The organism is Shinella sp. 1A1, assembly GCF_055379515.1.
In genome coordinates this window covers 1190258-1204681 of record NZ_AP039672.1, presented here as the reverse complement: position 1 = coordinate 1204681, position 14424 = coordinate 1190258, and the positions used below count along the sequence as shown (strand labels likewise).

The following is a 14424-nucleotide window of genomic DNA, read 5'->3' as shown; positions in this document are numbered from 1 at the left end:
AAAGAAACATCATTCCTCCTTGAAGTGCATAAAAATGATAGATTTTCTGTATTCGGCCCGCATGGCCGCTACTCTCTCCCCCAGTTCCAGGCGTGGCCGCGCGAACGGGCCGATGCAACCGGCCGCAACGGCGCGGTAATGACGCAAGGTCCAACCATTTTCTCGGGGAGAGAGCAGACATGACCATCCACACCAAGCCCGTCCACCTGCCGACGATCGATTTTTCCCGCTTCTACGGCAGCGCGGACGAGCGCGCGGCTTTCATCAAGGAGCTGACGCGCGTCCTGCACGACCACGGCTTCTTCTATCTCACCGGTCACGGCGTGCCGCAGAGCCTGATCGACGACGTGCTCGCCGCCTCCAAACGCTTCTTCGCGCTGCCGGAAGCCGACAAGCTGTCGATCGAGATGGTCAGGTCGCCGCATTTCCGCGGCTATAACCGCGCCGGCTACGAGCGCACCCGCGGCGAGCAGGACTGGCGCGAGCAGCTCGACGTCAACACCGAGGGCGAGCCGGTGGCGGACAGCGCCGAGGCGCCCTGGAACCGCCTCTATGGCCCGAACCAGTGGCCGCAGGCCCTGCCGGAGCTGAAGCCGCTGCTTCTGCGGTACCAGGCGGAAGTCACCCGCATCGGCATCGACGTGCTGAAGGCCATCGCGCTTTCCCTCGGCCAGCCGGAAAATGCCTTTGCCGACATCTACGAGCCGTCGCCGTCGCAGCTCCTGAAGATCATCCGCTATCCGGGCCGCGAGGCGGCAGGCAGCGACCAGGGCGTCGGCGCGCACAAGGACGGCGGCTTCGTCACCGTGCTACTTCAGGATACGACGCCGGGCCTGCGCATCCGCACGGAGGATGGCGTCTGGATCGATGCGCCGCCGGTGCCGGGCACCTTCGTCATCAACAGTGGCGAGCTCCTTGAGCTGGCGACGAACGGCTTCGTGCGCGCCGACGTGCATGACGTCGTCACCCCGCCGGCCGGCACGGAGCGCTTCTCGGTCGCCTTCTTCCTCGGCGCCCGCTACGACGCGACCATCCCGGTCATTCCGCTGCCGGAGGAGCTGAAGCGCGGCGAGCGCGGCGTCACCGTCGACCCGCTCAACCCGATCTTCCGGGAGGTCGGCATCAACCACCTGAAGAGCCGCCTGCGCTCGCATCCCGACGTCGCGGCGAAGCACCATCCCGACCTGCTTCACCTTCTCGAAAAACCGGCCAGGGCCTGATCCCGCCCGCGCGAAAGGAACGACCATGAGCAGCGTCACCCGGCTCGCCGAACGGCAGGAGACCGCCCACCGCATCGCCAGTGAGGACGAGGCGCTTGCCGTCGCCCGCTCGCTTGCCGCCGAATTCGAGGGCGGCGCGAGCCGGCGCGACTACGAGCGCGCGCTTCCCTTCGCCGAGCTGGACCGGCTTTCGGCCTCCGGCCTCCTCGCCATAACGGTGCCGGCGGACTATGGCGGCATCGACGTGTCGAATGCCGTCCTGGCCGAGGTGACGGCGATCCTGTCGGAGGCCGACAGCTCCATCGGCCAGATCCCGCAGAACCACTTCTACATCCTGGAAGCCCTGCGCCATGACGGCAGCGAGGCGCAGAAGCGCTTCTATTTCGGCCGCGCGCTTGCCGGCGACCGCTTCGGCAACGCGCTTTCCGAGGTCGGCACGAAGACCGTCGGCGACTACAACACACGCATTAACCCCGACGGTGCCGGCTTCCGCATCAACGGTCGGAAATTCTATTCGACCGGCGTGCTCTTTGCCCATTGGGTGGCGATCTTCGCGCTGGATGGGGAAGACCGCCTCACCATGTCCTTCGTGCCGCGCGAGACGGAAGGCATCGAGATCGTCGACGACTGGGACGGCTTCGGCCAGCGCACGACGGGCAGCGGCACGACGATCCTGCGCGACGTCTACGTGCCGGCCGATGCCGTCGTGCCGCACCAGAAGGGTTTTGAGCGACCCGGCACCATCGGCTCGGTCGGCCAGATCATCCATGCCGCCATCGATCTCGGCATCGCGCGCGCGGCGCTAAAGGAGACCATCGGCTATGTCCGCGACAAGGCGCGGCCGTGGACCGACAGCGGCGTCGAGCGCGCGGCGGACGATCCCCTGACCATCGCCCGCATCGGCGAGCTCGCCATCCGCGTCGAGGCGGCTGAGGCGACGCTGGAGCGGGCCGGGCGGAAGGTCGACCTGGCGCAGGTGAACCTCACTGCGGAAAGTGCCGTCGCGGCAACCCTCGCCGTCGCCGCCGCCAAGGTGCTGACGACGGAACTCGCCATCGATGCGGCCAACGTGCTCTTCGAACTGGCCGGCACCTCCGCCACCAAACGCGGCCTCAACCTCGAGCGCTATTGGCGCAACGCCCGCACCCACACGCTGCACGATCCGGTGCGCTGGAAATACCACGTCGTCGGCAACTATCACCTCAACGGCGTCACGCCGCCGAGAAACGGCGCGCTCTGAAATCAACCCTCGTGGTGGGGGTGGTCGCCTGGCCGCAATCCTTCGGGATTGCGGCCTTTTTTGCGTGAACGAAGGAAGAGCATGAGAAGCCTTTTGCCGGCGAGGTTGCCCCGCCCGCTGCCGTCATCCTCGGCCTTGAGCAGAGGATCCATCCGCCGGGCATGCCGGCGGATGGTGGGCTTGGGAGTGTCTAGCCTAGCTATAAAGGCTCGGCTCCGGCACGCGGCCGTTGAGCACGAAGTCGCCGACCTCGCGGGCCTTGTAGAATACCGGGTCGTGCAGCGTGTGGGTGCGCACGTTCCGCCAATAGCGGTCGAAGCGGTAATGCGAGGCCGTCGAGCGGGCACCGGTCAGTTCGAAGACGCGGGCGGTGATGTCGAGCGCGACATGGGTGGCGTTGACCTTGGCCTCATAGGCCTCGATCGCCGCCTCGCCGCGTTCGCGCGCGGTGACGGCCCGGCCGCGCGCAAGCGCTGACTGAACGGCGGTTGCGGCGGCATCGGCAAGCGCCGCTGAGGCCTTCAAGGCCGCACGGAATTCGCCGATCCGCTCGAGGATATACGGATCCTCGCTCGCCTTCTCGACGCCGGAGGTGATCCAGGGGCGCGTCGTCGTCCGCACATAGTCTGCGGCGGCTGCCAGCGCGCCCTCCGCCGTGCCGAGATAGAAGTTGACGAAGACGAGCTGGATCAGCGGCGTGTTGAACGTCGCAAGCACCGGCGGCGCGGCATCCTTGGCGGCGAGCGGCAGGAGGAAGTCGCTCTCGTAGACCGGGAAGTCGCGGAAATCGACGCTGCCGCTGTCGGAGAGCCGCTGGCCGATATTGTCCCAGTCGTCATTGGCGATGTAGCCGGGCCGGTCGGTCGGCAGGACGAGACTGGCGACCGCCTCGCCGAAGGCGGCGCTGGCATTGATGCGGTCGGAGACACGCGCGCCGGTGGAGAAGGTCTTGCGGCCGTTGAGGAGGTAATGGTCGCCGCTGCGGGTCAGCGTCAGGCCCGGATCGCGCGGATTGACGGCGGCGCCCCAGTAGAGCCGTTTTTCGACGGTCTCGGCGCCGAGGGTCCAGGCCCTGTCCGGATCGTCGGCGGCCCAGTAGACATACTGGCTGTTGACGAAGTGATAGCCGAGCAACTGGCCGATCGAGCTTTCGCCGCGCGCCAGGATGCGCACCAGCCGCAGCCCGTCCACCCAGTCGAGTCCGCCGCCGCCGATCCCGGCCGGATGCAGCGCGGTCAACAGGCCTTCCCGCTTCAGCCGGTCGATCTCCTCCAGCGGCGGCTTGCCCTCGGCATCGAGCTGCGCGCCTCGGCGGGCGAGATCGGCGGAAATCTCCTCGGCTTTCGCGAAGAGGCGGGCCCGGTCGGCTTGCGGATCGGGCTCCTTGACGAGGTGTAGGGCGGTCATGGCGGGTCTCCTGCTGTCGGTTTCCTTCCGGGCAGGCGCCACGGCAAGGAGGGGTGAAGGTTGGCGGACGGGCGTCCCGCCGCGCCGGACATATTCCCAGAGGGGCAGGACGGCCGCGAGAAAAGGCATTCCCGAAATTATTCTATATAAAAGATAGAATTTCTGTATTTAAGGAAAGCCCGCGCTATCCTCGCCTGCGAACGATGCCGTCCGGCATCCTCGCTATTCTGGAGAGACCCATGGCCCGTCCTATCCGCTTCAACGCCTTCGACATGAACTGCGTCGGCCACCAGTCGCCCGGCCTCTGGGCGCATCCGCGCGACAAGTCGTGGAAATACAAGGACCTCGACTATTGGCAGGATCTCGCGCGCACGCTGGAGCGCGGCGTCTTCGACGGCATCTTCATCGCCGACGTCATCGGTTATTATGATGTCTACAAGGGCTCCAACTATCACGCCATCCACCAGGCCGCGCAGCTCCCGGTGAACGATCCGCTGCAGCTCGCCGCCCCCATCGCGCTCGCCACCGAGCATCTCGGCATCGGCATCACGGCGTCCACCTCCTTCGAGCACCCCTATACCTTCGCCCGCCGCCTCGCGACGGCCGACCATCATTCCAAGGGCCGCGTCGGCTGGAACATCGTCACCTCCTATCTTGAGAGCGGGGCGAGGAATGTCGGGCAGGGCGGCCTGCGCCGGCACGACGATCGCTACGAGGTCGCTGCGGAATATGTCGAAGTGCTGTATAAGCTTCTGGAAGGTTCCTGGGAGGAGGGAGCGGTGGTCCGCGACGGCAAGAAGCGCATCTTTACCCATCCGGAAAAGGTTCACGAGATCGGCCACAAGGGCAGGTATTTCGAAGTGCCGGGCTATGGCCTGACGGAGCCCTCGCCGCAGCGCACGCCGGTTCTCTACCAGGCCGGCGCGTCCGGTCCCGGCAAGGCCTTCGCCGCCGCCCATGCGGAGTGCATCTTCGTCGCCGCGCCGACGAAAGCGGTGCTGAAGGCCTATGTCTCCGACATCCGCCAGCGCATCGCCGCCGCCGGCCGCGATCCGAAGAAGGTCTATATCTACACGCTCGTCACCGTCATCACCGACGAGACGGAGGAGAAGGCGCACAAGAAATTCGAGGAATACAGGAGCTATGTCTCCTATGACGGCTCGCTCACCTTCATGTCCGGCTGGAGCGGCATCGACTTCGGGCAATATGCGCCGGCGGACGTGGTGGAGAAGATCGAGACCAACGCCATCCATTCCTTCGTCGAGCACATTGCCGGCGGCGACAAGTCGTGGACCATCGAGGAGCTGGCGCAGTTCGGCGGCATCGGCGGCATGGGGCCGGTCTTCGTCGGCTCGCCGGAGCGCATCGCCGACATCCTGCAGGAGTGGGTCGAGGATACGGATGTCGACGGCTTCAACCTCGCCTATGCGGTGACGCCCGACAGCTTCGAGGACATCGTCGCCCATATCGTGCCGGAATTGCAGAGGCGCGGCGCCTATCCGACGGCCTACAGGCCGGGGACGCTTCGCGAAAAGCTCTTCGGCGAAGGGCCGTACCTGCCGAAGACCCACCCCGCCGACGGCTACCGCGACATCGAGGCGGTGAAGCGCCGCGAGGCCGAAGCGGTTCCCGCCCTCAAATCCGTCGGCGCCTGAGATGATCGTCGGCGCGATATCCGTCCCGGTCGTCGCGATCGTCGGAGGCGGCTTCACCGGCGCGGCCGTCGCCTATCATCTCGCCCGGCTGCTGCCCGAAGGCACGGCGCGGATCGTCGTCTACGAGCCGCGCGCCATGCTCGGCGGCGGTCTTGCCTATGACACGGACGAGCCGGTCCACCGCATCAACGTGCCGGCCGCGCGCATGACGCTCCTTCCCGGCGACGATACGCATTTCGAGCGCTGGCTGCTCGAAACGGGCGCCCTTGCCGATGACGGCGAGGCGGTGACGAGGGACGGCCGCATCTTCGCGCGCCGCTCGGCCTTCGGGCATTATGTCGATGCCACGCTCCGGCCGCTCGTCGCCGCGGGGCGGATCGAGCACCGCCGCAGCCGCGTTCGCGCCGTGACGGCCACGGCCGGCGGATGGCGGGTCGCGGCGGCGGATGGCTCCGTCCTGAAGGCGGACTGCGTTGTGGTGGCGGCGACCCATCCAAGCCCGCAGGCGCCCGCCGTCCTCGACCGGGCGCTTGCCGGCCACCCGGCCTATATTCCCGATGCCACGGTGCCGGGCGCGCTTGCCGGTATTTCCCGCAAGGATCGCGTGCTCATCGTCGGCACGGGGCTGACCGCGGCCGACGTGATCGCCGTGCTCGATGCGGCAGGGCATGAAGGACCGATCACCGCCGTCTCGCGCCGGGGCCTGCGCTCGCGCGGGCACACCCTCCTTTCGCAGGAGCCGTTTGGCGACTTCACGACCTCTCCCGCCCGTTCGGCGCGCGAGCTTCTCCGCCGCGTCCGCCGCACGCTCGAACAGGCGGCGGGGGAGGGCATCACCTGGCATGCCGTCTTCGACAGGCTGCGCGGCGAGGGGGGCGCGATCTGGCGCGCGCTGCCCGTCGCCGAGCGCCGCCGCCTCGTCCGCTTCCTCCGGCCCTATTGGGATGTGCATCGCTTCCGCATCGCGCCGCAGGTGGAGGCCGTCATCGACCGGCGTCTTGCGGCCGGCTCGTTGCATATCCATGCGGCTTCCCTCGCCGATGCCGCGCTTCGGGCGGACGGCACGATCGCGGTGACGTTCCGGCCGCGCCGGGGCGGACGGCCGTTCGTGGAGCATTACGATACCGTGGTGGTGACGACGGGGCCGGGCCATCGCGCGATCCTGTCGAGCCAGCCGTTTCTCGAGGCGCTGGCGGCATCGGGTGCGCTGCAGCTCGATACGGTCGGCCTCGGCCTTGCGGTCGACGACGACAGCCGCGCCATCGGCACGAATGGAGAGGCCGCCGAAACGCTTTTCATCGCCGGCCCGCTGGCGCGCGGGACCTTCGGCGAGCTGATGGGATTGCCGCAGGTGACGGAGCACGCCCTCCTTGTGGCGGAGAAGGTCGCGCACCGGATGGCGGGCGCGCGCACGCCGCGCTTTTAGAGCATTTCCGAACGCAAAACCGCTTCGCACTTTTGCTGGAAATGCTCCAGACGGACGACGGCGCGGGGCGGAGCTTGCGTGGCGTTACCGGTTCTCGGCCGCCGTCTTCAGGAAGGCTTCGAACTGCTCCTGCGGCACGAAGGAGCCGCCGGTGGTCCAGACGATGTGGGTCGCCCGGTCAAGGTGGCTCTCGATCCGCTGCGCCTTGCAGAATGCCCGGCCCTGCGGATGCTTCACGATGAAGTCCGGCCCGGCGAAGCCTGCCGTCGCGGAGGGCTCGAGGCGGATATCCTGCGTTTCGTGGGCCAGCAGGAGCCAGCGGAAGAGCGAAGCGTCGTCGACCGTGAAGACGCCGGCGAGCATATCGCGCATCACCGTCGCCACGAAGGCGGACATGCGGGCGACCGCCATGCCGTCGGCTTCCGTGACATTGGTGAGGCCGACGTCGTAGACGGAAACGAGGTCCTTCGCGCCGCTCATCATGTGGACGAGCGCGCAGGGCGACTGCACCGGCTCGACGAAGAAGCAATGGACGTTGTCGCCGAAGATACGCTTGGCGCCATAGGCAACGCCCCCCGGTGCGCCGCCGATGCCGCAGGGCAAGTAGAGGAAGAGCGGATGCTCCGCATCGACCGTTACGTCCGCATCGGCAAGCTGCGCGGCGAGCTCCGAGGCGGCGGCGCTATAGCCAAGGAAGAGGCGGCGGGACTGCTCGTCGTCGACGAAATAGATGGTCGGGTCGCTCTCGGCGACGTCGCGGGCCTTTTCAACCGCCGTCGTATAATCCGCCTCGTGCTGGACGACCTCGACGCCGAGTTTCCTCAGGCGCTCGACCTTCCAGGCTTTCGCGTCGGAAGACATGTGGACCGTCGCCTTGAAGCCGAGGGCACGGGCGGCGATGCCGACGCTGAGGCCGAGATTGCCGGTGCTGCCGACGGCGATGGTGTAGCGGGAGAAGAAGGCTTTCGCATCCGGCCCGGCAAGCGTGCGGATGTCGTCACCGTCCTTCAGCAGCCCCTCGCGCTTCGCCAGTTCCTCGGCATAGACGAAGACCTCGTAGACGCCGCCGCGGGCCTTGATGGATCCGGCGACCGGCAGGGCATTGTCCGCCTTGACGAAGACCCGGCCGAACTCCGGGTCGCCATAGCCGAGGCCGTCCCGCAGCGCCTTCAGCTCGATCAGCTCGGAGCGGATCGCGCCGGAGGCCGCCGCCAGTTCGGGAAAGCAGGTCTCAAGCAGCGGCGCGAGGCGCTTCCAGTTCGCTTCCGCCGCATCCACGTCACTGGGGTCGAGCGGCAGCGACGCGTCGGCGATCGCATTGTCTCGGTAGCGCGGATTGGTCCAGAGCGTCGGGCGGGCGGCAAGCACGTCCGCGCGGGCGGGATCGTTCGGCAGTTCAATCGTCATGTCGGCTTCCTGTCTGAAGCGGCCGCTTCGGCAACAAAGAGGGCGTGTCCGGTTTCCCGCACCTTGCGCCGTCACGCAAGGGCGATGACGGCCTCGATCTCGACCTTCGCGCCTTTCGGAAGGGCGCTCACTTCATAGCAGGCGCGCGCCGGATAGGGTTTCGAGAAGAAGCCGGCATAGACGGCGTTGATGTCGGCGAACTTGCCGAGGTCGGTCAGGAGCACGGTGGTCTTGACGGTATTGGCAAGGCTGGTGCCGGCGGCGGCCGCGATGGCAGCGAGGTTCTTCAGGCACTGCTCGGCCTGGGCAATTGCATCGTCCGAATTGAACTCGCCCGTCGCCGGGTCGATCGGCAGCTGGCCGGAGACGAAGAGCAGGTCGCCGACCTTGATCGCCTGCGAGAACGGGCCGACGGCGCCCGGGGCGTCGGTGGTGTGAATTTCCTGGATCATGGCATGTTCTCCAATGTCGGATGCGGGCCTCAGCCCATGCGCTCGGAGGCGTAGGAGCCGGGCGAGGGCGGGAAGACGATGGTCCTGTTGCCGTTCATGAAGACGCGGCCGTGGATATGGGCGTGGATGGCTCGGGCGAGCACCTGGCTCTCCACGTCGCGGCCGAGGCTGACATAGTCGTCGGCGCTCTGGGCATGCGTCACGCGCACGGTGTCCTGCTCGATGATCGGGCCTTCGTCGAGGTCGGCGGTGACATAGTGCGATGTCGCGCCGATCAGCTTCACGCCGCGCTCGAAGGCCTGCTTGTAGGGGTTCGCACCCTTGAAGGAGGGCAGGAACGAGTGATGGATGTTGATGATCCGGCCCGACATCTTCCTGCACATCTCGTCGGAGAGCACCTGCATGTAGCGGGCGAGCACGATCAGCTCGGCGCCCGTCTCCTCGACGATGCGCATCTGCTCGGCCTCGGCCTCCGGCTTGTTTTCCTTCGTCACCTTGATGTGGTGGAAGGGGATATCGTGGTTCACCACGACCTTCTGGTAATCGAAATGGTTCGAGATGACGCCGACGATGTCGATGGGCAGCGCCCCGATGCGCCAGCGGTAGAGCAGGTCGTTGAGGCAATGGCCGAAGCGCGACACCATGAGGATGACCTTGCGCTTGGTCGTCTCGTCGAAGAATTCGGCGTCGGCCTCATAGGTCGCGGCTATCTCGGCAAAGCCTTCGCGCAACTCCTCCAGCGTGCGGCCTTCCTCGGACTGGAAGCTGACGCGCATGAAATAGCGGCCCGTGCTCTTGTCGTCGAACTGGGCGCTGTCGGAGATGTTGCAGCCGTTGGCGGAGAGATAGGTCGCGATGGCGGCGGTCACGCCCCGGATGGAGGGGCAGGCGACGCGCAGGGCATAGCGGTTGGAAAGAGCGGACATTGGCGATCCTTTCGGGTCGATCAGTCGATGGTGACGGAATGCTGGCGGCGGAAGGCCGTGAGCGTATTGGAGAGGAGGCACGCGATGGTCATCGGGCCGACGCCGCCCGGAACCGGCGTGATCGCGCCGGCATGGCGGGCTTCCTCGAAGGCGACGTCGCCGACGATGCGCGACTTGCCGTCGATCTCCACGCGGTTGATGCCGACGTCGATGACCACGGCCCCCGGCTTGATCCAGTCGCCGCGCACGAGGCCCGGACGGCCGACGGCGACGACGAGGATATCGGCGGCGCGGCAGAGTTCCGGCGTGTTCTTCGTGCGCGAATGGGCGATGGTCACCGTGCAGTTTTCCGAAAGCAGGAGCTGCGCCATCGGCTTGCCGACGATGTTGGACTTGCCGATCACCACGGCATGAAGGCCGGAGAGGTTGCCGCCGAGGCGGTCCTTCAACAGCATCAGGCAGCCGAGCGGCGTGCAGGGCACCAGCGCCGGCTGGCCGGTGGAAAGCCGGCCGGCATTGGAAATGTGGAAACCGTCGACATCCTTGTCGGGATTGATGCCCTGGATGACGGCGTTCGCATCGAGATGGGCGGGCAGCGGAAGCTGCACGAGGATGCCGTGCACGGCGGGATCGACGTTCAGCCGGCCGATCAGCGCCATCAGCTCGTCCTGCGTCGTATCGGCCGCAAGCTCGTGCTTGAAGGAATTCATGCCGGCGGCGACCGTCTGGCGGTGCTTCGAGCCGACATAGACGGCGCTTGCGGGATCGGAGCCGACGAGGACCACGGCAAGGCCGGGGACGGCGCCGGTCGTTTCCTTCAGCTTGGCGACCTTCGCCGCCACGTCTTCCAAGAGGCCGGCCGCGAAGGCCTTGCCGTCGATGATCGCACCGGCGGCAATTCTATCCATTCCCATGACGTTCCCTTTCGCATCTTCCAAGGCCCGGTCATGGGCCGGCAAGAGCGCCGCGCTTGCGGCGCGGCACTCCACTGCGGTTGTGAGAAGCCGCGCCTAGTGAGCGTAGACCGGGAAGGCGGCGGTGAGTTCCGCGACCTTGGCCTTGGCACCCGGAACGACGTCGTCGGCCTTGCCGGCGGCTTCCGCCTCGATGAGGTCGGCGATGATGTTGCCGAGCGTGCGGAACTCGTCTTCCTTCATGCCGCGGGTGGTGGCCGCCGAAACGCCGAGGCGCATGCCGACCCATTCCGGCGGACGCGGGCTGTCGTTCGGGATCGGGTTCTTGTTGGCGGTGATGTTGGCGCGGGCGAGGAGGTCTTCCGCCTGCTTGCCGATCAGGCCCTTGCTCGACAGGTCGACCAGCACGATGTGGGTGTCCGTGCCGCCGGAGACGATGCGCACGCCGCGGGCGATCAGGGTTTCGGCGAGCGCGCGGGCGTTTGCCTTGACCTGTGCGGCGTAGACCTTGAAGTCGTCGCGCAGCGCTTCGCCGAGGCAGACGGCCTTGGCGGCGAGCACGTTGCTGTGCAGCGAACCCTGGACGCCCGGGAAGACGGCGGCCTGCAGCTTCTTGAACCAGGCTTCGTTGTTGGTGAGGATCAGGCCGCCGCGCGGGCCGCGCAGCGTCTTGGTGGTCGTGCAGGTGACGATGTCGGCATGCGGGAAGGGCGAGGGATGCTGGCCGCCCGCCACGAGGCCGGCGATATGCGCCATGTCGACGAGGAACCAGGCGCCGACCTTCTTGGCGATCTTGCCCATGCGCTCGAAATCGAGCTCGCGCGGATAGGCCGAGCCGCCGGTGATCAGCAGCGTCGGGCGGACCTCCTCGGCGATGCGCTCCAGCTCGTCATAGTCGATGACTTCGGTTTCCGGATTCACATTGTAATTGTGCGATTCGAACCAGCGGCCCGAAAGGTTGCCCTTCATGCCGTGCGAAAGATGGCCGCCGGCGGCGAGGTCGAGCGAGAGAACCTTGTCGCCCGGCTTCAGCAGCAGGAAGAAGACGGCGAGGTTCGCCTGCGTACCCGAATGGGGCTGCACGTTGGCATAGGCGCAGCCGAAGAGTTCCTTGGCGCGGTCGATGGCCGCCTGCTCGACGACGTCGACGAACTGGCCGCCGCCGTGGAAGCGGTTGCCCGGATAGCCTTCCAGCGTCTTGTTGGTCATCTCGTGGCCGAGGGCGTCGAGCACGGCGCGGCTGACGATGTTCTCGGACGCGATGAGCTCGATCTGGTCCTGCTGGCGCTTGCGTTCGTTGTCGAGCGCCTGTGCGACGAGCGGGTCGCGCTCGTGGACGGGCGTGTTGAAATAGGCTTTCGTCTGTTCGGTCATGACCTGTCTCCGCGGAAGGGTATGAGGGCTTGGAGAAAGGCTAGCGATGGCTTCGATCCAGAAAAAGTTAATAATATTTGCACATGCGTTCTGATCTGCTAATCATTTCCGTAACGATTGGAGGAGGAGAGAATGGACCTTGCCCGCCTGCGCGCGCTGCGCGAACTGTCGATCCGCAAGACCATGGCGGCCGTGGCCGAGGCGCTCTACGTCTCGCCGTCCGCCGTCTCGCAGCAGATCGCGCTTCTGGAACAGGAGGTGGGGATCGACCTCATCGAGCGGCGCGGTCGCGGCGTCGAGCTGACGCCGGCCGGCAAGCAGCTCGTCGAGCGGGCGGAGCGCATCCTCATCGAGCTCGAATCGGCCCGCGCCGACATCGCGGAACTGAAGAAGGTGATTGCCGGCGAGCTGCGGGTGGCGGCCTTTCCCTCCGTCGCCGCGGCGGTGGTGGCGGGCGCCATCCATGAGCTGCACCGCCTCCACCCGCATCTGACGGTGCAGTTCGACGAGATGGAGCCGGCCGAAAGCCTCGCGGCGCTTCGAAGCTGGCAGACGGATATCGCCATCATCGACGACCTCAATGTCCCCGCCGGCGCGCTCGATCCCAATATCGAGACGATCCCGCTGATGGAGGACGTCTTCAACGTCATGGTCTCGCAGACCCATCCGCTCGCCGAGCAGCCGACGGTGATGCTGCACCAGCTTCGCGACGAGCGCTGGGCGCTCGATACAGCCTCCTCCGCCTATAATCGCATGATCACCGACGCCTGCCAGGATGCCGGCTTCACGCCCAATATCATCGCCCGCTGCAAGGGCTTCGAGGTGACGATCGCGCTGATCCGCGAGGGCTACGGCATCTCGATCCTGCCGGGCCTTCGCGCGAGCTACGACCTGGAGGATGTCTGGGTGTGCAAGGTGGAGCCGGAGATCCGCCGCAAGATCTCGCTCGCCTTCCGCAAGGGGGAAAAGCGCAGCCCCGCCGTGCAGGCCTTCATCGCCGAGGTGAATGCCCGGATCGATTCCCGCCGCCGCCTGCCGACCGGCAAGGGCGAGCCGAAGATCGGCCTTGGCGCAACGCCCGTGGAGGCCGCCGGCGGCTGAGTTCGATCAATTTTGCTAAAGAGTACGTAAAGCAGAATTAAGTAGACCTGAATAAACCCTGTTCATATCGTTCATTTGTCGATTGATATGGGTTCGTAATCTGGATACCAGACGGCGGACTTAGGCCAATGGCGGGAACAATCGCTGCAGAACGGCAAGAGCCGCTGTTGCCTATCGCCCAAATCAGATCTCGGCAAGAGAACAGGGCTGCGCACCGGGGTGCGAGCCGTCGCGATATTCACAGGGGAATGCAATGAAACTGATGAAGCTCCTCACGGCCGGCGTGTTTGCCGGTCTTGCCTTTACCGCAGGTCAGGCGTCGGCCTCCGTCCTCGATACCGTCAAGCAGCGCGGCACGCTGAACTGCGGCACCGACAACACGGCTCCCGGTTTCGGCTACCTGAACACCACGACCGGCCAGCTGGAAGGCCTCGACGTGGACTTCTGCCGCGCCGTCGCGGCCGCCGTTCTCGGCGATGCCTCGAAGGTCAAGTTCGTCACCGTCACGGACAAGAGCCGCTTCGACGCGGTGCTGACCAACCAGGTCGACGTCGTCTTCGCCCACACCACCATCAAGCCGGCGCGCGAATCCTCGATCGCCATCGACTTCCTGCCGATCAACTTCTACGACGGCACGGGCATCATGGTGAAGACGGATTCCGGCGTTAAGGAGTTCGCCGATCTCGACGGCGCCACCTTCTGCACGACACAGGGCTCGGTGACCGAGACGGTCCTCACCAGCGCCTTCAAGGCGCGCGGCTGGGAAGGCTCCAAGGTTCTCACCTACGAAAACCTCGAAAAGCTGTTCGCCGCCCTCAATTCCGGCCGCTGCAACGCGATGAGCACGGACAAGTCCGCACTCGCCGCCTGGGCCGGCAACTCGCCGAAGCCGGCCGATTACCTGATCCTGCCCGACACGCTCGACAAGTCGCCCTTCGGCGGTTTCGTCGCGGCGAACGATTCCAAGTGGCGCAACGCGCTGCGCTGGGTCACCTACGGCCTGTTCCAGGCTGAGGAGTCCGAGATCACCCAGGCCAATCTCGAAGAGAAGCTGAAGAGCGAAGATCCCTTCGTCCAGAAGTTCCTCGGCGTCGGCGGCGGTTACGGCAAGGACTTCGGCCTGTCCGACGACTTCGTCATGCAGGCGATCAAGGCCGTCGGCAATTACGGCGAGATCTACGACCGCAACCTCGGCCCGAACACCAAGATGTTCCTCGACCGCAAGGGCACGCCGAACGCCCAGTGGTCGCAGGGCGGCTCGATCTACTCGCCCCTCTGGAACTGATCCTTTCATGACCGGAC

The 14424-nt window shown here is 66.2% G+C and carries 12 protein-coding genes; 6 read left to right on the top strand and 6 right to left on the bottom strand.

What is annotated here, in order from left to right:
* Window positions 1-179: 179 nt before the first annotated feature.
* Together ACZ48C_RS22350 and ACZ48C_RS22345 are read left to right on the top strand one after the other, a co-directional pair.
* Window positions 180-1220, top strand: a complete 1041-nt coding sequence (locus tag ACZ48C_RS22350; protein WP_464783019.1) for an isopenicillin N synthase family dioxygenase — start codon at window positions 180-182, stop codon at window positions 1218-1220.
* Between the two features lie 25 nt (window positions 1221-1245).
* Window positions 1246-2460, top strand: coding sequence for an SfnB family sulfur acquisition oxidoreductase (locus tag ACZ48C_RS22345; protein ID WP_464783018.1), 1215 nt, complete (start codon window positions 1246-1248; stop codon window positions 2458-2460).
* A gap of 195 nt (window positions 2461-2655) precedes the next feature.
* Here the strand turns inward: ACZ48C_RS22345 and ACZ48C_RS22340 are convergent, their stop codons facing one another.
* The gene (locus tag ACZ48C_RS22340) at window positions 2656-3867 is read right to left on the bottom strand and encodes an acyl-CoA dehydrogenase family protein (RefSeq protein ID WP_464783017.1); all 1212 of its coding nucleotides are present in this window, start codon (window positions 3865-3867) and stop codon (window positions 2656-2658) included.
* Between the two features lie 239 nt (window positions 3868-4106).
* Between ACZ48C_RS22340 and ACZ48C_RS22335 the strand changes: the two genes are divergently transcribed.
* On the top strand, window positions 4107-5522 hold the full coding sequence (locus tag ACZ48C_RS22335; RefSeq protein WP_464783016.1) for an LLM class flavin-dependent oxidoreductase: 1416 nt from the start codon (window positions 4107-4109) through the stop codon (window positions 5520-5522).
* 1 nt (window position 5523) lies between these two features.
* The gene (locus tag ACZ48C_RS22330) at window positions 5524-6948 is read left to right on the top strand and encodes an FAD/NAD(P)-binding protein (RefSeq protein WP_464783015.1); all 1425 of its coding nucleotides are present in this window, start codon (window positions 5524-5526) and stop codon (window positions 6946-6948) included.
* A gap of 84 nt (window positions 6949-7032) precedes the next feature.
* Here ACZ48C_RS22330 and ACZ48C_RS22325 read toward each other — a convergent pair whose 3' ends face one another.
* The 5 genes from ACZ48C_RS22325 to ACZ48C_RS22305 form a co-directional block, all read right to left on the bottom strand.
* A complete protein-coding gene (locus tag ACZ48C_RS22325) occupies window positions 7033-8355 on the bottom strand; it encodes a D-serine ammonia-lyase (protein ID WP_464783014.1) in 1323 nt (440 codons plus the stop codon).
* A 71-nt stretch (window positions 8356-8426) separates the two neighbouring features.
* A complete protein-coding gene (locus tag ACZ48C_RS22320) occupies window positions 8427-8807 on the bottom strand; it encodes a RidA family protein (protein WP_464783013.1) in 381 nt (126 codons plus the stop codon).
* A gap of 29 nt (window positions 8808-8836) precedes the next feature.
* Window positions 8837-9733: a formyltetrahydrofolate deformylase gene (gene purU, locus ACZ48C_RS22315; RefSeq protein WP_119255205.1), complete on the bottom strand. Its 897-nt coding sequence runs from the start codon at window positions 9731-9733 to the stop codon at window positions 8837-8839.
* Between the two features lie 20 nt (window positions 9734-9753).
* Window positions 9754-10647, bottom strand: a complete 894-nt coding sequence (gene folD / locus ACZ48C_RS22310) for a bifunctional methylenetetrahydrofolate dehydrogenase/methenyltetrahydrofolate cyclohydrolase FolD (RefSeq protein ID WP_318912977.1) — start codon at window positions 10645-10647, stop codon at window positions 9754-9756.
* Between the two features lie 96 nt (window positions 10648-10743).
* Window positions 10744-12021: a serine hydroxymethyltransferase gene (locus ACZ48C_RS22305; RefSeq protein WP_119255203.1), complete on the bottom strand. Its 1278-nt coding sequence runs from the start codon at window positions 12019-12021 to the stop codon at window positions 10744-10746.
* Window positions 12022-12153: 132 nt separating this feature from the next.
* Here ACZ48C_RS22305 and ACZ48C_RS22300 point away from each other — a divergent pair, with 132 nt between their 5' ends.
* Window positions 12154-13122 carry a LysR family transcriptional regulator gene (locus ACZ48C_RS22300; protein ID WP_119255202.1) on the top strand — a complete coding sequence of 323 codons (969 nt, stop codon included), beginning with the start codon at window positions 12154-12156 and terminating at the stop codon, window positions 13120-13122.
* A gap of 253 nt (window positions 13123-13375) precedes the next feature.
* Window positions 13376-14407, top strand: coding sequence for a transporter substrate-binding domain-containing protein (locus tag ACZ48C_RS22295; RefSeq protein ID WP_119255201.1), 1032 nt, complete (start codon window positions 13376-13378; stop codon window positions 14405-14407).
* Window positions 14408-14424: the final 17 nt, after the last annotated feature.